We start from the raw sequence: 20,348 nt of genomic DNA, 5'->3' as shown, positions 1-20,348 counted from the left end.
CCCTCGCCATGCTGATCCACGGCAGCTGCCATTGCCAGAACCTGCGCTTTCGCCTGAAGTGGCCCGACGAGGCCCTGCCCATCCCCGCGCGCGCCTGCGGCTGCAGCTTCTGCCGCAAGCACGGCGGGGTGTGGACGGCCCATCCGGGCGCGCAGCTGGACCTGCAGGTCCAACACCCGCAAGACCTGACCCTCTATGCCTTCGAGACCCGCACGGCGGACTTCCACCTCTGCACGCGCTGCGGCGTCGCGCCCTGGGTGGTCAGCGAGATCGAGGGGCGCCGCTATGCCGTGGTCAGCGTCAACGCCTTTGATGGTGTCGACCCCGCCCTGCTGCAGCGCGCGGAGGTGAGCTTCGACGGCGAGGCCCTGGACGAGCGCCTGCGCCGCCGCGCCACACGATGGATCCCGCTATGAGCTCAGCCCCGATGCCCCTGCCCAACGCCCGCTGCCCCCTGTGCGGCGGCAGCAACGAGTGCACGCCGGCCCGCACGGGCAGCTTCGAAGGCGACTGCTGGTGCCGCACCGCGCCCATCAGCCCTGAGGCCCTGGCACGCGTGCCGCCCGAGCTGCGCATGCAGGCCTGCCTGTGCCCGCGCTGCGCGCAGGGGCTGGCGCCGCTGCCCTTGCCTGAGTCCTGAGGCCTGAGGCTTGAGGCTTGAGGCTTGAGACCCCCCGCCTGCCTGCTGGGGAGCGCTGCCCAGCCCATCGGGCGACAGACCCGCTACCATGCCGGCCGCAGCGTGGCCGCCATGGCATGGGCAGGCCTCGCCATCCACAGCACATGCCCCGGATTGCCTGAGGAGGGTCCCCTTGAAGAAACTGTTTTGGCCGCTGTTCCTGCTCGCGGCCTGGTTCGTGCATGGCCAGCAGCTGTTTGCGCAGTCCCGGCTGATTCCCTGGGTCATGCGTCACCAGATGCAGATCTATGCCGGTGACTCCACCGCCTGTGATGCCTACACCGACGACGTCGAGGTCACGCTGTGGGCGGAGCAGCGCAAGGGCCATTGGGAAGTCGAGGGCGGCAAGGCGGAGCTCTGCGACTACTACCGCCACGCGTCGGCCGCCTACGTGCTGCTGGGCGCTTCGGTGCACACCGAGTTTGCCGATTTCTCCGTCCAGCGCGGCGGCTTCCCCTGGACCGAGGCGAAGCTGCGCTACACCGCCAACATCACCCTGACCGCGCCCAACCTGCCGGAGATGCACATCCAGGCGCAGGACGAGCTCAAGCTGGTGCGCTCCCTCCTGGGGGTGAAGATCAAGGGCCTGGAGTCACGCACGGATGAGCGCTGAAGGCTGGCGCGTGCCGGTCCTGGAGCTCTGGCACTTCACCCGCAAGGAAGCCCAGGCCTGTGTCTTCGCCGGGCTCTTCTTCCTCGCCGTCTTCCTGGTGCCCCGTGGCGGCGTGCTGGGCATGCCGCGCTACGACCTGCTGCTGCTCATCGCCCTGGGCCTGCAATGGATCCTGTGGCGCCTGGGCCTGGAGACGCTGGACGAGATCAAGGCCATCGCGGCCTTCCACCTGCTGGGCCTGGCGCTGGAGCTGTTCAAGACCTCCTCGGCCATCGGGTCCTGGAGCTATCCGGAAGCGGCCTACACCAAGCTCTTCGGCGTGCCCCTGTTCTCCGGCTTCATGTATGCCGCGGTGGGCAGCTACCTCATCCAGGCCTGGCGGCTCTTCGACCTGCGCATCCTGCACCACCCGCCCTACTGGATGGCCGGCACGATGGCGGGCGCGCTGTACCTGAACTTCTTCACCCAGCACTTCATCGGTGACTGGCGCTGGTACCTTGCGGCCGGCGCGCTGGGCCTCTATGCGCGCTCGACCGTGGTCTTCCGCCCCTGGCAGCGCGACCTGCGCATGCCGCTGCCGCTGGCGCTCGTGCTGATCGGCTTCTTCATCTGGCTGGCCGAGAACCTGGGCACTTTCCTGGGCCTGTGGCGCTACCCCAACCAGCTGGGCGCCTGGGCCACGGTGCATGTGAGCAAGTGGAGCGCCTGGAGCCTGCTGGTCCTGATGAGCTTCACCCTGGTGGCCCAGCTCAAGCACATCAAGGTGCGCATCCACGTGCCCGGGGACCCGGCCCCCGGCTGGCTGCGAACGTCGCGGGAGTGAGCCGGCGCTTCAGCGCTGCTGCGCCCGCCAGGCCGCGGGCGAGGCGCCGAACCACAGCTTGAAGGCGTGGTTGAAATTGCTCTGCTCGCTGAAGCCCAGCAGGAAGGCGACGTCGGTCAGAGAGAGCTCGGGCTGGCGCAGGTAGCGCTGGGCCAGCTCCTTGCGGACCTCGTCCAGCAGCTGGCTGAAGCTGTGGCCCGATTCCGCCAGGCGCCGCTGCAGGCTGCGCGCGGAGAGCTGGCGGCTCTCGGCCAGCAAGGCCAGGGTGGCGCGACCCTGCATCAGCTGGGCGGCGATGTCCTGGCGCAGGGCCTGGACCAGGGCGGGCTCCTGGGTCTCGCGCAGGCGGGCCGAGAGCCGCGCCTCGGCGGCCTGGGTGAGGGCGGGGAACATGCTGGCATCGGCATTGGCCAGCGGCAGGTCCAGCAGGGCGGCGGGGAAGCGGGCCTCGGTGACCGCGGCGCCGAACTCGACCGGCACGCCCAGCAGCTGGCCGTACCACGCGGCCGTGTCCGCCTCGGCAGGCACATGGGCGAAGCGCAGCTGGCTCAGGGGCAGCTGGCGGCCCACCAGCCAGTGGCCGAAGCTGTAGATGCCCATCATGACGCTCTCCACGAGCTGGTCAGCGCCGGGGCGGTCCAGCCAGGGGCTGTGCCAGCGGTAGACGGCCGTGTCGCCCTCCACGCTCAGCTCGCTGCGGCCCAGGTCATGGGCCAGGCCCTCGAAGCGCTGGGTCTGCAGCAGGGCGGCGCGCACGTCCGGGCAGGCGCACAGCACCAGGCCGTAGCTGGCAAAGGTCGAGAGCTGCATGCGCCGCCCCACCTCCAGGCCGAAGCGGCGGTGGCCCAGCTGGCGCGCGGCCTCGTGCAGGAAGGCGATGTAGCGGTCCACGGGCAGCGCCTCGGGCAGCTGCAGGGGTTGGGTCGCGAGGGCCGGCCAGTCGCAGGCCTGGGCGAGGGCGGTCAGGTTCACGCCCAGCGACTGGGCCGTCTCCACCGCGGTGCGTGCGTAGGCCCCCACCACGCGGGCGTGGGCGGCGCCAGGCAGGCGTTGCAGCGGGTGGGACTCCGCGGAGGCGAGGGCCGGATGGTCGGGCATGGGCCGAAGTGTGCCGCAAGCGCGGCGGCCCTTCGCCCGGTCCGGCTTCAGCGCGGGTGGAGGATGTCCTGCAGCTCGGCGTACAAGGGCCGCAGCGGCTCGTACATGCGCTTGTAGACGCGCTGGTAGAGCGCCTCGTAGCGCTCGGCGTGCGCGGGCACGGGCTCGAAGGTCTGCCCCAGGCGCGTCATGGCGGCGACGGCGCTGGCGTGGTCGCGGTGCAGGCCCAGGCCCACGGCGCCGGCGATGGCGGCCCCGAGGCCCGAGGTCTCGTAGGTGTGCGGGCGCGAGGTGGGGAGGTTGAAGATGTCGGCCGTCAGCTGCAGCGCGGCGTCGGACTGCGAGCCCCCACCCGAGACCCGCAGGCTGGTGATGGCGGTCTTGCCGCGACGCTGGATGCGCTCGGCACCCTCGCGCAGCGCATAGGCCAGGCCCTCGAGGATGGCGCGGTAGAGGTGGGCGCGGGTGTGCACATCGGAGAAGCCGATCACCGCCCCGCGCGCATCCGGCCCCGGGTGGCGGATGCCCGGCGTCCAGTAAGGCTGCAGCATCAGGCCCTCGCTGCCGGGCGGCACGGCGCGCACCAGCTGGTCGAAGAGCACCTCGGGCATCACGCCCTGCTCGCCGGCCGCCACGCACTCGGGGTGGCCGAACTGCTCCTTGAACCAGCTGACCATCCAGTAGCCGCGGAAGATCTGCACCTCGGTGTTGTACTGGCCCGGCAGCAGGGCCGGGTAGGGCGGGATGAAGGGCAGGGCCTCGACATAGCGCGGCGTCGTGATGTCGATGGTGGCCGTGGTGCCATAGCTCAGCGCGCCGATGTCCGGCGTGATGGCGCCGGCACCGACGATCTCGCAGGCCTTGTCCGCGGCGCCGGCGATCACCGGCAGGCCCTCGGGCAGGCCGCAGGCGGCGGCGGCCTCGCGCGTCAGGCCGCCGATGGTGGAGCCCACCGGCAGCAGCTCGGGCATCTGCTCGGGTGTGGTGGCCAGGGCCTGCCATTTCCAGTCCCAGCCGGCCGCCCAGTCCTGGCGCTTGAAGTCGAAGGGCAGATAGCCCACCTGGCAGGCCACGGAGTCGGCGAAGCGGCCGGTCAGCTTGTAGTGGAACCAGCCCGAGAGCAGCAGCAGCTTGTGCGTGCGGCGCGCGACTTCGGGCTCGTGCTCGGCGATCCAGTTGATCTCGGCCTCGCGGCTGAAGTAGTCGATGGTGCCATCGACCCGCGCGGCCTTGAAGGCCAGGCGCCACCACGGCGCCATGGGGCGCGCGCGGCTGGCGCGGCGCTGGTCCAGCCAGATGATGAAGGGGCGCAAGGCCTGACCCCCGGCATCCACCGGCACCAGGCTGCCCCGCTGCGTGGTGACCACCAGGCCCTTCACCGCGGCCTTCAGCTGTGGGTGCGTCTGCCACAGGCCGCGGCAGACACCGGACGCGGCCTGCCAGAAGGCCTCGGCGTCGTGCTCCAGCCAGCCTTCCTGCAGGCTCACGTAATCGTCCAGCGACTGCTGGCACTTGGCCAGCAGCCGGCCCTGCAGGTCGAAGAGCAGGGCGCGCACACTCTGCGTGCCGCAGTCCAGGCTGAGGATCAGTTCATCCGGGCGGACGGGGGTAGTCTCGGCAGTCATGGGCGCCATTCTGTGGGAATGCCGTAGCAGCGCAACACGCGGTCGCGGTAGCGGTGGCACTCGTCGTCCCAGCGCTCGTCGTTCCAGCCCAGTGTCTCCTGCACCAGGGGCCTCAGCGTGTGCAGCAGGGCCGCGCCGCCGTCACGCAGCAGCAGACCGATGCGGCTGCGGCGCAGCAGCAGGTCGTCCAGATGCAGCACGGCCTCGTGGCGGCAGGCGTAGCGCAGCTCGGCCAGGCAGCACTGGGCATGCGGGATGTCCTGCAGCTCGCCCGGCCGGGCCTCGGTCAGCAGGGTGGCGGTGGCGTCGCCATAGCGGGCCAGCAGGCGCTCGCGCAGGGCCGGCGGCAGCGCACGCGCGGCCTGCAGGCTGGCGATGCCGGGCGTGCGCAGCAGGGGCGCATCGGGGCGCAGGCGCTGCAGGGCGGGCACCCGGCCCTGTACGCGGCGCAGCGCCTGGATGGCGCTGGCGCGGAAGGTGGTGAGCTTGCCGCCGCTGACGGTCAGCAGGCCGCGCTCGGCAAGGATCAGGTGCTCGCGCGCCTCCTTGGACGGGTCACGCCGGTCCCCGGAGTCCAGCACCGGCCGCACGCCGGAGAAGGTCGAGACCACGTCTTCCAGGCCCAGGTCGAGGCTGGGGAAGGCGGCACGCACCGCCTGCATCAGGTAGTCGAATTCCGCGGCGCTGATGCCGGGCTCGCGGTCCAGCGGGTCCCGGTGGTCCAGGTCCGTGGTGCCCAGCAGGGTGCGCCCCTCCCAGGGCAGGGCGAACACGGGCCGGCCATCCCTGGGATGGAAGAAGGCCAGGGCCTGGGCCACGGGCAGGCGCCAGGCCTCGAAGACGAGGTGGCTGCCGCGCAGGGGGCGCAGCTTGGGGCCCTCGCCCAGGTTCTGGCGCAGGCGATCGGCCCAGGCGCCGGTGGCGTTGACGACCACGCGGGCCTGCACCACGCGGGTCTCGCCGCTGGCCGCATCGCGCAGGCAGGCGCCCTGCACGCGGCCCTCGGCCTCGATGAGGCTCTCGGCGGCCACGTGGTTGAGCGTCAGCGCGCCGTGCAGCCGGGCCTCGGCGAGCACGCGCAGCACGAGGCGGGCGTCATCGGTCTGCGCGTCGAGGTAGGACCAGCCGCCCGCGAGGTCCTGCTCCTGCAGATGCGGCGCCTGCGCCAGCACCGCGGCGGGCGCGTGCCACTGGCGCGTGCGGCGGCCGGCGAAGAAGTCGTACATCGCGAGACCCAGGCCCAGGATGCGCCGGCCCTTGCGATCCCCGCGGCGCACCGGCAGCAGGAAGCGCAGGGGCGTCACCAGGCCCGGCATGTCGCGCAGCAGGGCCTTGCGTTCGCGCACGGATTCGCGGGTCAGGCCGACCTGCCCCTGAGCCAGGTAGCGCAGGCCGCCGTGCACGAGCTTGGACGACTTGGACGAGGTGCCGCCCGCGAAGTCCCGCGCCTCGACCAGGGCCACGCGGGCGCCGCAGCGCGCGGCCTCCAGCGCCACGCCGGCCCCGGCGATGCCGCCGCCGATGACCAGCAGGTCCAGCGGCTCGGTCTCGTGCAGGCGCAGCGCGGCCCAGCTGTCGGCGCGCTTCATGGCTGGGCGCGGGCCGTCGAGGGCCGCAGATTGCCGGAGTCCAGCAGGCCGCCCGGATCCGCCTCTCGGATCAGGCCGTCGATCAGGCGCAGGCCCGTCGCGCCCTTCTCGGCGCCGAGGTAGGGCGCGTGGTCCTTGCCCACGCCGTGTTGATGGCTGATGGTGCCGCCCTCGCGCACGATGGCCTCGCTGACCGCCGCCTTGAGCGATTGCCAGCGCGCCCAGGCGCCGTCGAAGTCCGGCCCGATGCGAAAGACGAAGGTGCTGTAGACGCTGGAGCCCTGCGGGTAGACGTGCGAGAGATGCGTGTAGGCATGGCAGCGCTCGCCATGGCCCGCCAGCGCGCTGCGGCCGGCATGCTCCATGGCCTGCATCATGGGCGTGACGCGCGGCCAGTCGCAGGCCGTCTCCATGGTGTCGACCGCATAGCCGGCCTCCCACAGCGCATTGCGCAGGTAGACACCGCGGAAGCGCTTGGCGGCCCACTTGCGGCCCAGCAGGGTGCCGGTGGAGACGCCGCCCTGCGCGCGCAGCAGCGGCTTCGCCAGCGCCTGCATGGCGCGCACCTGCGCGGCCCCGCCGGTGAATCCCAGCATCAGCAGGACCTTGCCCTCGGCGCAGCCGCGCAGCGCAAGGTAGCGCTCCAGCCAGGCGATGGCGCCGGCGTGGCCGGCCAGCTTCAGCGTGGTGAGGGTCTCGGTGGCATTGGCCAGGCGCATCATCGAGAGGCCCAGTCGGGCCTGCGCCAGGGCTTGAACGGCGGCCTGGCCGCGCTCCCAGCTGGGCAGGAACCAGGCGACGAAGTCCTCGCGCTCGGGCACGCGGCTGATGCGCACGCTGGCCTCGGTGATCACGCCCAGGCGGCCTTCCGAGCCCAGCACCCATTCACGCAGGTCCGGGCCGGCGGCGGTGGCGGGCAGGGTGGGGATGTCCAGCGTGGACGTTGGCAGCTCCACGCGGCCGCCGGCAAAGAGCGCCTCGATGCGACCGTAGCGGGCCGATTGCTGGCCCGAGGAGCGGGTGGCGATCCAGCCGCCCAGGGAGGCGTACTCGAAGCTCTGCGGATAGTGCCCCAGCATCCAGCCCTCGGCGCGCAGCTGCGCCTCCAGGTCCGGGCCGAGCACGCCGGCCTCGAAGCGGGCCAGCTGCGAGGATGCATCCAGGCTCAGCAGGCGGCGCAGACGCTGCATCGACAGCATCAGCACGGGCCGTTCGCCGGCCGGCGGCGTGAGGTGGCCAACGACGCTGGTGGCGCCGCCCACGGGGATCACCACCAGCCCCTGCTGGCGGGCCCAGTCCAGCAGCGGGCGGACCTGCTCGACGGCGTCCGGCGAGGCCACGGCGTCGCAGACCGGGCCGATCTGGCCGAAGCGCAGGCGCAGCCAGTCGCCCAGGCTCTGGCCGAAGCTGGCGCGCAGGCGGTCCTCGGCCTCGATGCTCAGGGGCACGGGGGCGCCGTGCAGCTGTGCGGCGCTCAGGCGCGAGGCCGGCAGCCGTGCCAGCGCCGCCGCGAGACTCGCGTCCTGCGGCAGCGTGCCCGACCCCAGGGCCTCCTCCAGAAAGCCCCGGGCGCCCTCGTCAATGGTCGCGTGGATGGATTCTTCGCCCCAGCCGTTCCAGCGTCGCATCGCGTCTTCCCCTCATGATCAGATGGGCTTGAAGCTTAAGGAGCGGCGCGCCGTCTGGCTTGGTCTTTGGCGACGCGGGGCTTGTGATTTGGCGTCAGGCGGCGCCTGGGAGGCTCAGGTCCCGGCCGCCCAGCTCGCGGGCCAGGCCCACCGTCAAGCGCGTGGCCAGGCCGTAGATGGACAGCTGCGGATTCGCGCCGATGCTGGTCGGGAAGAGGGAGCCGTCATGCACCGAGAGATTGCGCAGCTGCCAGTGCCGGCCGTCCGGGCGCACCACGCCGCGCGAGGCGTCGGCCGCCATGCCGCAGCCGCCCATGACGTGGGCGCTGACCAGGCGCAGCTGCTGCGCGCCCAGGGGCAGGGCCTGGATCTGCGCCCGGGCCTCGGCCCAGCTCTTCACGAAGCGGCCCTGCTCGTGCAGGGGCATCACGGTGCGGGCGCCGGCCGCGAACTGCAGCTCGGCCATCGCCAGCAGGGCGCGGCGGGCGCCGTCCAGCAGGGTCTCGTTGATGGGATAGTCCAGCACCGGGCTGCCGTCGCCGCGCAGCTGCACGCGGCCGCCGGGTGACTCCGGATGGAAGCCGTCGCGCAACAGGGCCAGCACCGCCTGGGCATGCGGGAACTGCTTGAGCGTCTGCACATAGCCCTCGCCCAGGCCCACCAGGGTGGAGGCCATCAGGGCCGGGTGCAGAGGCGGCACCTCCAGCTTGAAGCCCAGGGGGCCGTCGATGGGGTCGGTGTGCAGGTAGTGGTCGGTGTAGACGCTCTGCGGCGCGCCGGCCCAGCCCTCGATGGGTTCGTCGAACATCGCCGCCGAGATCACCACCGGATGCAGGAAGGTGCGGCGACCCAGGCGCTGGTGGGGGTCGGGCGCCTGTGAGCGCAGCAGCAGGGCGGGCGAGTTGATCGCGCCGCCGGCCACGAGGTAGTGCCGGGCCCGCACGCGCAGCTCGGGGCCGGCGGGGGCGTCGTTGAGCGCCACGGGGCGGCAGACGATGGCCTGCACCGTGTCGCCCGACCATTCCAGGCGCTCGGCGCGGGTCTGCACCAGCAGCGAGGCGCCGCCGGCCAGGGCCGCAGGAATCGTCGTCAGCAGCATGGACTGCTTGGCGTTGGTGGGGCAGCCCAGGCCGCAGGAGCCCAGGTTCCAGCAGCCCTTCACATTGCGCGGGATGCGCTTGGCCTCCAGCTTCAGCACCTGCAGGCCGCGCTCCAGGGCGCTGTTGTTGGCATTGGGGGTGCCTTCCCAGTCGTGCACGTTGAGCCGGGCCTCGGCCCGGGCGAACCAGGGCGCCATGGCGGCCTCGCCGAGGTCCGTGAGGCCGAACTCGCGGCCCCAGAAGGCCAGGGTGTCGGCCGGGGTGCGGAAGCTGCTGGTCCAGTTGACCGTGGTGGAGCCGCCCACGCAGCGACCCTGCAGGATGTTGAAGGCCTTGTCGGCGGTCTTGCGGGCGGCGCCTTCCTGGTAGAGCGTGGTGTAGGCATCGGCCTCGCGCTGCTTGAAGTCGCTGCTGGAGCGCAGCGGGCCGGCCTCGATGATCACGACCTTCAGCCCGGCCTGGACCAGCAGCTCGGCGCTGATGCCGGCGCCCGCACCGCTGCCCACGATGGCGACGTCGCAGTCGAGCTGCGCGGGCAGGGGCGCGTGGCCGCCGCCCAGCACACGCCAGCCCTGGGCCAGGCCCTCGCGGATGGGGTCTTGGAACATGCTCATGGGCGCGGCCTCATTCGAAGGACTTCGGGCCGGGATAGCCCATCAGGGACCAGTGCTGCGGGGCACTGAAGAAGACGGCGCAGTGCAGGTCGCGCAGGGCCTGGTAGGCCTGCTCGCGCAGACTGAGGCTCGAGTCGCGCATCGACTGCAGGGCGGCCTGCACGGCGGGGATCTCGGCCTCGCTCCAGTCGCTGGCCAGGCCCGCCAGGCCACGGCGGCCGGCGGCACTGCTGAGCACCGTCAGCAGCTGACCCAGCTCGGCCTGCATGGCCGGCGGGAAGCCGGCGATGGCGCCATCCACCAGGTCCAGATGGGCCTGCAGGGCTCGGCTGCGCTGCGTGGCATCGGCAGGCCAGGCGCTGTCCAGCACGGCCAGGGCGATGGCGCCCATCAGCGCGCGGCTGCGGGGGCTCTGGCGGACGGGGCCGTCGGCCGGCGTCTGGAGGCCGGGCTCGATGCCGCGCAGGCCGAGGCCGGCCAGGGTCAGCAGGAGTCCGCTGCCCAGGCCCAGCTTCATGAGGGTTCGACGTTGCATGGCGGTCGGCGAGGGCCCGCGGCGCACCGGTCTGGCGCGCCGGCACGGGCCGTGTGTGTCCAAGTTGGGCGCAGCCTAGTCGCAAGAGGCCGGGCACACCAAGAGGGTGCACGCGTAGATAGAGTCTCCCGCCTAAATCCACGCCAGGCCTCGGGCCTGGGCCGGAGACGCCACAATGGCCCCATGAACACCCTGCCTGCCCTGCCGGAGGCCCACCGGGCCTGGTCGGATGCCCTGCTGGAGCTGGTGGCGCGCAAGCCCGCGTCGGACGAGGCGCAGCGCCCGCTGGCCGAGCGCGAGGCCCGGGCCCGCGCGCTGACCGAGGCCGCGGCGCGCAAGGCCGCCGCCACCGCGGCCGGCCTGGCCCTGCCGCCCGGGCCCCTGGGCTGGCTGACGGTCCTGCCCGAGCTGCTGGCCGTCTGGCGCATCCAGTCCCAGCTGGTGGCCGACGTGGCCGCCCTGCACGGACACAGCGCCGAACTCGGCCGGGACCAGATGCTCTATTGCCTCTTCCGCCACACCGCCGCGCAGGCCGTGCGCGACCTGGCCGTGCGGGCCGGCGAGCGTGCGGGCCAGGCGGTGCTGCAGCGGGTGCTGCAGGCCATCGGCGTCAAGCTGGGCGAGCGCAGCCTGGGCAGCGCCGTGGCGCGCTGGGTGCCCCTGGCGGGTGCGGCCGGTGTGGGGGCCTATGCCTGGTGGGACACCCGCCAGGTCGGGCGCAGCGCGCAGGCGCTGTTCGCCTCGCTGCCGGACTGACTCAGCGCTCGGCGGCCAGCGCCGCGGTCTGCGTCTGCGTCTGCGTCTGCCCCGCGCGCTGCGGGGCCTGGTCCCAGCCGAAGAAGGCCAGCACGCGCTCCTTCTGGGCCAGCGTGTCCTGCTCCCCCAGGGCCATCAGGGCCTGGGTGTAGGGGGCCTCGAAGAGCAGGTAGCTGGCCAGGGCCGCGCCCTGTCCCTGGCCCTGCTGCACGCCCACGGCCCGCAGCAGCAGGCGGATGGGCTTGGGCAGGTCCTCCACATGCTTCGCGGCGAGGTCGTCCAGGCGCTGGCTGGGCGAGATCACCAGGCATTCGATGGGCTGCAGGGGGCTGTACTTGCGGCTCTCGGCGGGCATCAGAGAGAGCGTGCGGTTGATGCGCTGCATGCGTTCGATGTCCACCGCCAGCGCGTCCAGGAAGATGCTGGACAACGCATGGCCCGCGATCTGGGCCAGGCTGGGATAACCCTGGTCGGGCGTCCGGCGGCCCTGCGGCTCGTGCATGCGCCCGGCGCCGATCACCAGCAGGCGCTTGGCGCCCAGGTGGATGGCGGGGGACAGCGGCGCGCTCTGGCGCATGGAGCCGTCGCCGAACCAGCCGCGGTCGGTCTCGCTGCCCAGCTGCTTGGCCGGGAAGATGAAGGGGATGGCCGAGCTCGCCAGCAGGTGCTGGTGGTTCAGCTGCGCCGGCACGGCCAGACGCTGCGATCGCACCCAGGGCTCGATGGGCCGTGCACTCTGATAGAAGGTCACGTGCTCCCCGCTGCTGTAGCTGGACGCGGTGACGGCCAGCGCATGCAGGTGGCGCCGCCCCAGGATGGCAGGCAGGCGGTCCATGGGCACGAGCTCGCGCAGCAGGTCCTGCAGCGGGTCGTTGTTGAGCAGGGACTGCGGCCGCAGCCGCGCCAGGGCCCAGCCGAAGGACATCATGGTCAGCCAGCGCGCGCCGCTGCCCGCCACGCCCAGCGAATCGCTGCGGTAGACCTGCTCGGCGCGGAAGTGGCGCCAGACATGCGCCAGGCGCTCCACCGCCCCGTCGAACTGGTCCGCCCCGCAGGCCAGGGCCGTGCCGTTGATGGCACCGGCCGAGGTGCCCACGATCACGCCGAAGGGGTTGCTGCGGCCGCTGCCCTCGCCCTGGGTCTCGCGCCGCAGCCGCATGAGGGTCTGCAGCACGCCGACCTGGTAGGCCGCACGGGCGCCGCCTCCGCTGAGGACCAGTCCGGTCAGGGGAAAGTCGTGCATGGTCTTGCCGGGCCTGCCTGAGCCCTTGCTGGGAAAAGGCCATTGGACACCGCCGCGCCACAGCCGGGGCTCCTGGCTTGCCCCGAGCGCCCCCGGATCCGGTGACTCCACACGCTGTGCGCGCCCGGCAGGCGGCCTACACTGCGCCCATCCCTCCTGCCCACCCGCCCATGCAGCTGCCCACCGTGCTCGACGTGGAAGCCTCCGGCTTCGGCCGTGGCAGCTATCCCATCGAGATCGGTTTCGTGGAGCCCGCCGGCGCCCTGTTCTGCACCCTGGTCCGGCCCGCGCCCGGCTGGGTGCACTGGGACCCTGCCGCCGAGACCCTTCACGGCATCAGCCGCGAGCTGCTGCAGCGCCATGGCCGGCCGGTGGACTGGGTGGCCGCGGAACTGAACCGCCGCCTGGCCGGCCAGATCGTCTACTGCGACGGCTGGGCCCATGACTACCCCTGGGTTGCCCGGCTCTTTGACGAGGCTGAGCTGAACCCGGCCTTCCGCCTGGAGGACGTGCGCACCCTGCTCAGCGAGCGGGAACTGGGCGGCTGGGACCACAGCCTGCGCGCCCTGCGCGAGGAGCTGCGCCCTGATCGCCACCGCGCCAGCAGTGATGCCCGTCTGCTGCAGCTGTGCGTGCAGCGCGTGCGCTCGGCACCGCAGCCGGGCCGGGCTTGAGCTGAATCAATCGAAGCGGGCATGCGGCCCTGGCCTGCTTGGGCGCGAGCCGCGGCAGGGCTAAGCTCGGCCTGACACGTGCCAGCTGCCGCCGGCACCCCGAACCCTCTGCACAGACCCAGGAGCTCCCCATGTTCCAGCGCATCCTCTTCCCGACCGACGGTTCCTCCACCGCCCTCAAGGCCTGCGGCGTGGCCGTGGACATGGCGCGCCGCTACGGCGCCACCCTGCAGGTCGTCAGCGTCATCGACCCGGTGCCCTTCGTGGCCTTCCCGGAAGGCGGCGGCGAGGCCCTGGCCTACTACCTGGAGGCCGCGGAGCAGGCAGCGAACGAGGGCATCGCCCTGGCCCGCCAGCAGGCCGAGGCGGCCGGCGTGCCCTTCGAGAGCCTGATCCTGCGCGAGCACGGCCCGGCGGTGGCGGTGGTGGAGCAGGCGCGGGCCAGCGGGGCGGACCTCATCATCATGGGCTCGCATGGCCGCCGCGGGCTCGATGCGGTGATCCTGGGCAGCGTGGCGCAGAAGGTGCTGACGCTGTCGCCGGTGGCGGTGCTGATCGTCAAATGAAAAAGCCGGGCACCAGGCCCGGCTTTCAAATCAGCGACGCTGATTCAGGCGATCAGAACTTGAAGTCCACGCCCACGGTCAGGGCGCTGGCGTCGGAGGCCAGCTTCTGGAATTCGGCGCGGATGTTGGCTTCCTTGCTCACGGCGTAGCGGACGCCGAAGCCCACCAGGGCCTTGGACTCGCTGCTGCTGTCGCTGTTGCCGTTGTAGCTGGCCTTGGCCTTGAAGGAGCTCACGCCCAGACGGCCGAAGACGCTGAAGTCATTGCCCACGGGCAGCGAAGCCAGCATCGAAGCCTGAATGGCAGAGCCCTTCACTTCAACGGACTTGCTGGCCACGGAGACCGTGTTCTTGCCCATGCTGCGATAGCCCAGTTCGAACGAGAGGGTCTCGTTGAGCTGGTAGCCGCCGAAGATGGAATAGGTCGTGTCCTTCCAGTCGGACATGGTGACGGACGTGCCGCCGATGACTTCGTTGCCGCCGTCGATCTTGCCGCGGCCGATGTCGGCGCCAGCGTAGAAGTCACCCGCGAAGGCGGGAGCGGCGAATGCGGCGGCCATGGCCAGGGCCATCAGTTTCTTCATGAGTATTCCCTCTTGAGTTGAATGCTTGTCTTGCCGGCGGGCGGTGCCGCCGGCAAGTCTTGGCATGCCGCCCCGGGGCGGGGCCGAATGCAAAGTGCGCGCATTCTAGGCATGCCCGGGAGAGGCATGACTGAAGTCATCGGCGTCGGCGCCACACCCCATCGGGGGATCAGGCGGAGGCGGGCAGGACGGGCCAGGCGCCGGTGATGCGCTGGCCATCGAAGACCAGCAGGTCCCCGAACTGCAGCAGCAGGGCCTCGCTCTGGCGGGGCCGCCAGAAGACCAGCTGGTCGGCCTGCAGCTCCACCGAGTCGCTGGCCACCATCACCTGCTGGTTGGAGCTGGGGCCGTAGAGCCCGCTGGCCTGCAGGCCGGGCGGGGAGACCGGGTCGGCCAGCCAGTGGCCGCCGTGGATGGCATAGCCGCGTGCCTGGTTGCGGTCCCAGGCCTGGGCCGTGCGGCTCAGCCAGGTCGCGCCCTCGGGCAGGCGAAAGCGCGGCCAGGCCTTGAGCACGGGCGTGGCGATGAAGAGGGCGGGCTGCAGGTCGGACAGCAAGGGCCTGTCGAAATCCGAGGGCAGCACGGCGGCGGAGCCCACCGAGACCTCGTTGGGCACGCCCTGGCCGTCATGCAGGCGGAAGGTGGGCGAGCCTGCGGTGTTGAGGGTCAGGTCTTGCCTGCGCTGCGGGCCCAGCAGCTGCTGCGCCAGCGCCCAGGCGCGCTCGTAGCGCTGGCGGGCCGTCGCCCAGGCTGTGCTGCGCATGCCCGCCACGTCCGGCAGGGCGGCCACGTGGGCGTCATAGCCCATGAAGCCGCGCCACTGCAGGCCGGGAGAGGACTTGAAACTTGCCAGGGCGCGTCCCAGGCTGGCCTCGTCCTCGAAGCCGCCGCGGTGCAGGCCCACGTCGATCTCGAGGTTGATGCGCAAGACCTGACCCCGGTCCTGCGCGAGCTGGCGGTATTGGGCCAGTCGCGCCTCGGTGTCGACCAGCCATTCGATGGCGGCGATGCGCGGCGGCGGCAGCTGGTCCAGCAGCTGCGCGGCGGCGGCCACGGGGAAGGGCTTGCCCAGCAGCACCTGGGCGTCCGGGCGGGCCTGCAGCAGGGCGGCGGTCTGGGCAGCGTTGAAGGCCATGACCTTGCGGCTGCCCCAGGCGCTGGCGACCTCATCCATCAGGGGCAGGCAGGGCAGGGACTTCAGCACGGCGCGCAGGGCCATGCCGGTCTTCTGCTGATGGGCGCCGATGCGAGCGAGGTTGGCGCGCAGCCGGGGCAGGTCCACCACCAGCCGGGCCTGGGCCAGGCCCTCGGCCTGCAGGGCATGGGACAGGCCCTGGAAGTAGGGCTCGGCTGGGCCGCCGCGATCGGCAGGGCGGGCCAGCCAGGCGCTCCCGGCGGCCAGCAGGGCGCCGGCGCCCAGCCAGCGGCGGCGGTTCCAGCGTTGGGGCGGGGGCGTCTCAGGCACGGGGGGCTCCTGCGAAGATCTGCTGCAGATGGCTGTTGAGCAGTCGGCCGCGCGGGTCCAGCTGCTCGCGCAGCTGCTGGAAGTCCTTGAAGCGCGGATACAGCGCGGCGAGCTCGCGCGCGCCCAGCGTGTGCAGCTTGCCCCAGTGCGGGCGGCCGCCGTGGCGCTGGAAGATCGGGCCGATCTCTCCAAGCAGGTAGTCATGGGCCTCGCCGGCCTTGGCATGCACGGCCACCGAGCAGCTGTCGCGCTCGAAGAAGGGGCTCAGCCAGGCGTGGTCGGCCCGCACCCAGCGGAACTCCAGCGGGAAGAAGACCTCGTTGCGCTTCTCGAGCTGCGCCACCACGGCCCGCAGGCAGGGCAGGCCCTGCTCGCGCGGCAGGTGGTACTCCGTCTCGTTGAAGCGCGTGGGGCGCGCGGTGGACAGCAGCTTGTGGGACCAGTCCAGCGCGTGCTCGGTCTGCGCCGGGTCGATGAGCTTGGCGGCGGCCCAGCGCCGCAGCTGCGGCCAGCGGCCCAGCCAGTCGCGCAGCTTCTGCAGGTCGGCCAGCACGTTCTCGTCGGCGCTGTGCGGGCGCTCGGGCGCGCCTGGCGGCGCCTCGATGTGGGTGATGCCGGCCGCGTAGCCGGTGAAGGGCAGCACATAGAGCTCGAAATGCCGGCTCTCGCGGGCCAGGGTCGGCGCGCGCTCCAGCAGGGATTCGGTGCGCTCCAGCCAGACCTTGCGGCGCAGCATGTAGCGGGGCCGCACGCGCAGGGTGTACTCGGTGATCACGCCCAGCGCGCCGAGCGAGACGCGGGCGGCATCGAAGAGCTCGGGCTCCTTGAGCCGGCTGGCCTCCTTCAGCTCGCCCTGGGGCGTGAGCAGGCGCAGGGCCTGGACCTCGGCATGCAGGGCCGGCAGGGTGAGGCCGGTGCCATGGGTGCCGGTGGACAGCGCGCCGGCCAGGGTCTGCACGTCGATGTCCGGCTGGTTGTGCAGGGCCAGGCCTTGCGCGTCCAGCTCGCGGGCCAGCGTGCCCAGCCGGGTGCCGGCCTTCACGCGCACGGTCATCGCGGCCTTGTCCACCTCGACGATGCCGCTGAGGCGGTCCAGGGAGATCAGCGTGCCCGGCGTGGGCACCAGGGCGGTGAAGCTGTGGCCGGCGCCCACGCAGCGAATCGGGCCCTGGAGCGCAGGCAGGCTGGCGGCCAGCTGCTCCTCGGACGTGGGCAGCAGCCAGGCCGCCTCGCAGCGCTGCAGGCCGGACCAGTTCTGCCAGGCGCGCGCAGGCTGGGCGCCCAGCGGCGGGACGGCCGGCGCGGCGGCGGCCGCCGTGCCGGCCGCCGGCACGGCCGGGCGCTGGGGCGCACGGGGGCGGGGCGCAGCAGCGGCGCTGGCTGCAGGGGCCGCGGAAGCCGCCTCCGTCTGTGCCAGCGCGGGCAGGGCCAGGCCGCCGCCCAGGGCGGCCGCGGTCTTGAGGCAATCGCGTCGTGAAGTCATGGCGTCGGGCCACTCATGAAACGGGTCAGGGATTCGAGGTCCTGCGGGCTGCAGTCGGCGCAGAGTCCGCCGGCGGGCATGCCGCCCTTGCCGGCCTGCACGCTTTGTACCAGCGCGGGCAGGCCGCGCTCCAGGCGGGCGGACCAGCTGGGCGCATGGTGGCTCAGCGGGGCGCCGCTGTCGGGCCGCGCATGGCACAGCACGCAGGCCTGCTCATAGCGCTGGGCCAGGCGGGCGTCGGCGGGGCGGGCCCTTTCGGCACGCTCGACGTCAGCGGGGCCGGGCGGCTGCGGCGCTTGCCCGCAGGCGCACAGCAGGACCGCAGCCAGCAGCGCCAGGCCGTGGGGCCAGGTCTTGCCCATCAGTAGCTCACCCGCGCTTCCAGGGCCAGGCTGCGGGGCCGGGCGAGGGTGGCGTAGGCGGCGCCCAGCGGCGTGGCCTCGTACCAGACGCGCTGGATGTCGCGCCGGTCCAGCAGGTTGCGGCCGACCAGGGCCAGGCCCCAGCGGGCGTCGGCCGATTCCCAGGCCAGGCGGCCGTCCAGGCGCTGCCGGCTGCCGCCCACGCGCCAGCCATTGCCCTGCAGGCACAGGCCCTGCACATAGGACTCCTCGCTGCAGCGCGTGGCGCTCTGATGGCTCCACTGCAGGCGCAGGCTCGCGAGGCCGCCGGTCATGGCCCAGCCGTGTTCAAAGCCGGCACTGGCCTGGACCTTGGGCGCGCCCGCGGGCTGGCCGTCCAGCGCATGGCCCAGGCTGCTCTGGCCTTGTCGGTAGGTCTGGTCCAGCCACTGCACCGTGGCGAAGAGCTGCCAGCTGCGGGCGGGCTGCCAGCGCAGGTCCAGGTCCGCGCCGCGGGCCTGCTGGTCGCTGATCGTGACCTGGTAGGCGGGAATGCCTCCGCCGGCGTTGGGCACCAGCTGCAGGGTCTGGAGGTTGTCGAAGCGGTACTGGAACAGCGAGGCCGCATAGCTCAGGCCCGCGTCCGCCCACCGGCCCTTGGCGCCCAGCTCGATATTGCGCACATGCTCGGGCTCGTAGACCGAATTGACCTGCAGGCTGTTGAAGCCGCCGGCCTGGTAGCCCTTGCTCCAGGATCCGTAGACCATCAGATCAGGGCTCAGGCGGTGATCCAGCACCAGGCGCGGGCTGGCGTCATGCCAGCGCTGGCGGCGCTCCACGGGTGCGGTGCTGGCACCGCTGGTGGCGATCAGCACATTGCCGGCCATGGCGCCCTGCAGCTGCGCGGCCTGTTCCTCGCTCAGGGCGCCGGCGGCGACCAGGCCGGGGAAGAAGCCGGCGCCGTCCAGCGCCGCCAGCTGCGCATCCAGCCCCGGGGCGCTGCGCAGCGGGTTGGACCAGCTGAAGGTCTTGCGATCCTGCGTCAGGCGCAGGCCCGTGGTGAGGCGGGTGGCGGGGGCGAGCGTCCAGATCAGGTCGCCATAGACGGCCACGGCGCGGAAGGCACCGCGGTTGTCCATCTGCTCGTGCCAGGCCTGCTCGCGCAGGTTCAGGCCGGGGATGCCCACGGCGTCGATCAGGCCGTTGACCGTGCTGAACAGGGGCAGGCCCAGAACATTGCCGGAGAGGGTGTCCAGGGCGGTGGTGCTGCTGTCTACGTCCGCGCCCTGGCGGGCCTGCTCGCGGTAGAAGCTCAGGCCGGCCATCCAGTCCACGAGGCTGTTCTTGCCGCTGAGGCGGAACTCCTGCTGCCAGCTGGTGTTGCCCTCGCGGTTGGTGGTGGCCAGGTAGAGGGCGGGGTTGGCCGTGCCGTCGTTGTCCTGGCGGTTGCGGCTGTTGAAGTGGCGCCAGGCGGTGAGCGACTGCAGCTCCGCGCCCGCCAGCCAGCCGCCCAGGGGCCAGCTCAGGCGCAGGGTGGCGCCCTGGTAGTTGCGCGATTCGACCTGGTCGGCGACGTCGTTGCGCCAGGGCGTGCTGAGCGGGTTGGCATAGCTCGTTGGGTCGGCAGGGAAGGGCGGCACGCCCGATTGCAGCGGGACGAGCCCGATGGCCGGACGCGCGTTCTGCTTCAGCGTCTCCTGCTCCAGGCTCAGCACGGCGCGGGCGGACTCGCCCTGCCACAGCAGGCTGGCGCGCAGGCCCCAGCTGTGGTCACCGCCAAAGTGCTGGCCCGTGCCGGCGTCCTGCGTGAAGCCGTCGCTGCGCTGGCTGACCAGGGTGGCGCGCAGGGCGAGGTCGGCGTTGAGCGGCTCGTTCACCAGCAGCTGCACATCGCGCTGGCCGCGCTCGCCCAGGCGCAGCAGGGCGCTGCCCTTGCGCTCGAACTCGGGCTCGTTCGTCACGATGCTGATGGCGCCGCCCGCGCTGTTGCGGCCGAAGAGCGTGCCCTGCGGCCCCTTGAGCACCTCGATGCGCTTGACGTCGTTGAAGTTCAGCAGCGCGCCGCCGGTCTTGCCGGCATAGACGCCGTCCACATACATCCCCACCGGCGAATCGGTGCCGATGCCGAAGTCCAGCGTGCCGATGCCGCGCAGGCTCAGGCTGGGCTGGGTGGCCTGGGTGGCGTCCATGGCAAGACCTGGCACCGTGGCGGCGATGTCGCCCAGGTTGGCCGCGCCGCTCTTCTTGAGCTGCTCGGCCCCCAGCACCTGGATGGGGATGGGCACGCTCTGCAACTGCTGCACCCGGCCCTGACCGGAGACCACCACCGCCTCCAGCTTGGCCTTGTCCGCGCTCTCGGCCGGCTCGGTGGCCTGCGCGCCCGCCTGCTGGGCCGCCAGCGCGCCGATGGCCAGGCACAGGGCGTGAGGCAGCAAGGTCTGACGCCGCTGCAGGCGCCGGTGGATCGTGGGCATGGGCAGTCTCCTGGTGGCCGGGGTGGCTCTTGAATGTAGTTATGACTATATTTGGCGAGCAAAGACTTTCGTTCTGGGGCAATTGCGCATGGGTTCAGGCGTCGAAGTCGAGAGGTGTCTCGATTTCGATCAAAGGGCTGGCAACTTTTCGCTGGTTTTGTTGAGTTTTGTATCCGGATACCCCCCAAAGTGGGAGGCGCGGGCGAATGGCGGCTGGAACAATTCAGCGCTTTGCGGCACGGGGCTCACCCGTGCCGCCCGCATCAAGTAAAGAGACGGCGCCGCCAGATCAGAGCAGCCGTCACAACGAGGGATTTGCTGGATATGAATTCCACCGGAGGGGGAGTCACGCCGCCGCATGCGTGCCTCCAGGCCTTGGCCATCATTGCCCGCTTGCACCAGGTGGCCGCGGAGCCCCAGGCCTTGCGCCATCAGCTGGGCCTGGGTGAGCACCAGGCG

At 72.1% G+C, this 20,348-nt stretch carries 20 protein-coding genes; 7 read left to right on the top strand and 13 right to left on the bottom strand.

Annotated features, from left to right (window positions below):
- The first annotated feature begins 8 nt into the window (after positions 1-8).
- From ABDJ40_RS21245 to ABDJ40_RS21230, 4 genes are all read left to right on the top strand, one after another.
- Positions 9-416 carry a GFA family protein gene (locus ABDJ40_RS21245; protein WP_347612666.1) on the top strand — a complete coding sequence of 136 codons (408 nt, stop codon included), beginning with the start codon at positions 9-11 and terminating at the stop codon, positions 414-416.
- Positions 413-640, top strand: coding sequence for a cysteine-rich CWC family protein (locus ABDJ40_RS21240; RefSeq protein ID WP_347612664.1), 228 nt, complete (start codon positions 413-415; stop codon positions 638-640). Before ABDJ40_RS21245 ends, ABDJ40_RS21240 begins: the two co-directional genes overlap by 4 nt.
- A gap of 172 nt (positions 641-812) precedes the next feature.
- Positions 813-1,292 carry a hypothetical protein gene (locus ABDJ40_RS21235; RefSeq protein ID WP_347612663.1) on the top strand — a complete coding sequence of 160 codons (480 nt, stop codon included), beginning with the start codon at positions 813-815 and terminating at the stop codon, positions 1,290-1,292.
- The gene (locus ABDJ40_RS21230; RefSeq protein ID WP_347612661.1) at positions 1,282-2,115 is read left to right on the top strand and encodes a DUF817 domain-containing protein; all 834 of its coding nucleotides are present in this window, start codon (positions 1,282-1,284) and stop codon (positions 2,113-2,115) included. Before ABDJ40_RS21235 ends, ABDJ40_RS21230 begins: the two co-directional genes overlap by 11 nt.
- 9 nt (positions 2,116-2,124) lie before the next feature.
- Here ABDJ40_RS21230 and ABDJ40_RS21225 read toward each other — a convergent pair whose 3' ends face one another.
- The 6 genes from ABDJ40_RS21225 to ABDJ40_RS21200 all read right to left on the bottom strand — a co-directional run bounded on the left by ABDJ40_RS21225 (position 2,125) and on the right by ABDJ40_RS21200 (position 10,304).
- Entirely contained in the window at positions 2,125-3,213 is a 1,089-nt protein-coding gene (locus tag ABDJ40_RS21225) for an AraC family transcriptional regulator (RefSeq protein WP_347612659.1), read from the bottom strand.
- Positions 3,214-3,260: 47 nt separating this feature from the next.
- A complete protein-coding gene (locus ABDJ40_RS21220; RefSeq protein ID WP_347612656.1) occupies positions 3,261-4,838 on the bottom strand; it encodes an FGGY-family carbohydrate kinase in 1,578 nt (525 codons plus the stop codon).
- The gene (locus ABDJ40_RS21215) at positions 4,835-6,427 is read right to left on the bottom strand and encodes a glycerol-3-phosphate dehydrogenase/oxidase (RefSeq protein WP_347612654.1); all 1,593 of its coding nucleotides are present in this window, start codon (positions 6,425-6,427) and stop codon (positions 4,835-4,837) included. Before ABDJ40_RS21215 ends, ABDJ40_RS21220 begins: the two co-directional genes overlap by 4 nt.
- Entirely contained in the window at positions 6,424-8,055 is a 1,632-nt protein-coding gene (locus ABDJ40_RS21210) for an FAD-binding oxidoreductase (RefSeq protein ID WP_347612653.1), read from the bottom strand. Before ABDJ40_RS21210 ends, ABDJ40_RS21215 begins: the two co-directional genes overlap by 4 nt.
- A gap of 94 nt (positions 8,056-8,149) precedes the next feature.
- Entirely contained in the window at positions 8,150-9,769 is a 1,620-nt protein-coding gene (locus tag ABDJ40_RS21205; RefSeq protein ID WP_347612651.1) for a GMC family oxidoreductase N-terminal domain-containing protein, read from the bottom strand.
- Between the two features lie 10 nt (positions 9,770-9,779).
- Entirely contained in the window at positions 9,780-10,304 is a 525-nt protein-coding gene (locus tag ABDJ40_RS21200; RefSeq protein WP_347612650.1) for a hypothetical protein, read from the bottom strand.
- Positions 10,305-10,487: 183 nt separating this feature from the next.
- Between ABDJ40_RS21200 and ABDJ40_RS21195 the strand changes: the two genes are divergently transcribed.
- Positions 10,488-11,060 (top strand): EcsC family protein, encoded by a 573-nt coding sequence (locus ABDJ40_RS21195; protein ID WP_269630328.1) that lies wholly within the window; start codon positions 10,488-10,490, stop codon positions 11,058-11,060.
- A 1-nt stretch (position 11,061) separates the two neighbouring features.
- Here the strand turns inward: ABDJ40_RS21195 and ABDJ40_RS21190 are convergent, their stop codons facing one another.
- The gene (locus ABDJ40_RS21190; RefSeq protein ID WP_347612647.1) at positions 11,062-12,303 is read right to left on the bottom strand and encodes a patatin-like phospholipase family protein; all 1,242 of its coding nucleotides are present in this window, start codon (positions 12,301-12,303) and stop codon (positions 11,062-11,064) included.
- A gap of 170 nt (positions 12,304-12,473) precedes the next feature.
- On the opposite strand from ABDJ40_RS21190, the gene ABDJ40_RS21185 reads away from it, so the two are divergent.
- Positions 12,474-12,977, top strand: a complete 504-nt coding sequence (locus tag ABDJ40_RS21185) for a 3'-5' exonuclease (RefSeq protein WP_347612646.1) — start codon at positions 12,474-12,476, stop codon at positions 12,975-12,977.
- Positions 12,978-13,108: 131 nt separating this feature from the next.
- The gene (locus ABDJ40_RS21180; protein ID WP_347612643.1) at positions 13,109-13,543 is read left to right on the top strand and encodes a universal stress protein; all 435 of its coding nucleotides are present in this window, start codon (positions 13,109-13,111) and stop codon (positions 13,541-13,543) included.
- A gap of 52 nt (positions 13,544-13,595) precedes the next feature.
- On the opposite strand, the gene ABDJ40_RS21175 is transcribed toward ABDJ40_RS21180, so the two are convergent.
- The 6 genes from ABDJ40_RS21175 to ABDJ40_RS21150 all read right to left on the bottom strand — a co-directional run.
- The gene (locus tag ABDJ40_RS21175) at positions 13,596-14,126 is read right to left on the bottom strand and encodes an outer membrane beta-barrel protein (protein ID WP_347612642.1); all 531 of its coding nucleotides are present in this window, start codon (positions 14,124-14,126) and stop codon (positions 13,596-13,598) included.
- Positions 14,127-14,295: 169 nt separating this feature from the next.
- Complete coding sequence (locus tag ABDJ40_RS21170; protein ID WP_347612639.1) at positions 14,296-15,591, bottom strand: alanine racemase; 1,296 nt, start codon at positions 15,589-15,591, stop codon at positions 14,296-14,298.
- Positions 15,584-17,074 carry a D-arabinono-1,4-lactone oxidase gene (locus tag ABDJ40_RS21165; RefSeq protein ID WP_347612638.1) on the bottom strand — a complete coding sequence of 497 codons (1,491 nt, stop codon included), beginning with the start codon at positions 17,072-17,074 and terminating at the stop codon, positions 15,584-15,586. Before ABDJ40_RS21165 ends, ABDJ40_RS21170 begins: the two co-directional genes overlap by 8 nt.
- A complete protein-coding gene (locus tag ABDJ40_RS21160) occupies positions 17,071-17,436 on the bottom strand; it encodes a c-type cytochrome (protein WP_347612636.1) in 366 nt (121 codons plus the stop codon). The genes ABDJ40_RS21165 and ABDJ40_RS21160 overlap by 4 nt, the downstream gene beginning before the upstream one ends.
- The gene (locus tag ABDJ40_RS21155) at positions 17,436-19,889 is read right to left on the bottom strand and encodes a TonB-dependent receptor (RefSeq protein ID WP_347612634.1); all 2,454 of its coding nucleotides are present in this window, start codon (positions 19,887-19,889) and stop codon (positions 17,436-17,438) included. Before ABDJ40_RS21155 ends, ABDJ40_RS21160 begins: the two co-directional genes overlap by 1 nt.
- A gap of 129 nt (positions 19,890-20,018) precedes the next feature.
- Positions 20,019-20,348 (bottom strand): hypothetical protein (locus ABDJ40_RS21150; protein WP_347612633.1); only part of this gene is annotated, 330 nt, incomplete at its 5' end.

This window comes from Roseateles flavus (assembly GCF_039872765.1).
In the GTDB taxonomy this organism is placed as follows: Bacteria; Pseudomonadota; Gammaproteobacteria; order Burkholderiales; family Burkholderiaceae_C; genus Roseateles_B; species Roseateles_B flavus.
Note: the sequence above shows the minus strand (reverse complement) of the source record. Positions and strands in the feature narration are given on the sequence as shown.

Coding starts and splice junctions, on each gene's coding strand:
- ABDJ40_RS21245 (WP_347612666.1), top strand. CDS start 9: ATGCTGATCCACGGCAGCTGCCATTGCCAGAACCTGCGCTTTCGCCTG.
- ABDJ40_RS21240 (WP_347612664.1), top strand. CDS start 413: ATGAGCTCAGCCCCGATGCCCCTGCCCAACGCCCGCTGCCCCCTGTGC.
- ABDJ40_RS21230 (WP_347612661.1), top strand. CDS start 1,282: ATGAGCGCTGAAGGCTGGCGCGTGCCGGTCCTGGAGCTCTGGCACTTC.
- ABDJ40_RS21225 (WP_347612659.1), bottom strand. CDS start 3,213: ATGCCCGACCATCCGGCCCTCGCCTCCGCGGAGTCCCACCCGCTGCAA.
- ABDJ40_RS21220 (WP_347612656.1), bottom strand. CDS start 4,838: ATGACTGCCGAGACTACCCCCGTCCGCCCGGATGAACTGATCCTCAGC.
- ABDJ40_RS21215 (WP_347612654.1), bottom strand. CDS start 6,427: ATGAAGCGCGCCGACAGCTGGGCCGCGCTGCGCCTGCACGAGACCGAG.
- ABDJ40_RS21210 (WP_347612653.1), bottom strand. CDS start 8,055: ATGCGACGCTGGAACGGCTGGGGCGAAGAATCCATCCACGCGACCATT.
- ABDJ40_RS21205 (WP_347612651.1), bottom strand. CDS start 9,769: ATGAGCATGTTCCAAGACCCCATCCGCGAGGGCCTGGCCCAGGGCTGG.
- ABDJ40_RS21200 (WP_347612650.1), bottom strand. CDS start 10,304: ATGCAACGTCGAACCCTCATGAAGCTGGGCCTGGGCAGCGGACTCCTG.
- ABDJ40_RS21195 (WP_269630328.1), top strand. CDS start 10,488: ATGAACACCCTGCCTGCCCTGCCGGAGGCCCACCGGGCCTGGTCGGAT.
- ABDJ40_RS21190 (WP_347612647.1), bottom strand. CDS start 12,303: ATGCACGACTTTCCCCTGACCGGACTGGTCCTCAGCGGAGGCGGCGCC.
- ABDJ40_RS21185 (WP_347612646.1), top strand. CDS start 12,474: ATGCAGCTGCCCACCGTGCTCGACGTGGAAGCCTCCGGCTTCGGCCGT.
- ABDJ40_RS21180 (WP_347612643.1), top strand. CDS start 13,109: ATGTTCCAGCGCATCCTCTTCCCGACCGACGGTTCCTCCACCGCCCTC.
- ABDJ40_RS21175 (WP_347612642.1), bottom strand. CDS start 14,126: ATGAAGAAACTGATGGCCCTGGCCATGGCCGCCGCATTCGCCGCTCCC.
- ABDJ40_RS21165 (WP_347612638.1), bottom strand. CDS start 17,074: ATGACTTCACGACGCGATTGCCTCAAGACCGCGGCCGCCCTGGGCGGC.
- ABDJ40_RS21160 (WP_347612636.1), bottom strand. CDS start 17,436: ATGGGCAAGACCTGGCCCCACGGCCTGGCGCTGCTGGCTGCGGTCCTG.
- ABDJ40_RS21155 (WP_347612634.1), bottom strand. CDS start 19,889: ATGCCCACGATCCACCGGCGCCTGCAGCGGCGTCAGACCTTGCTGCCT.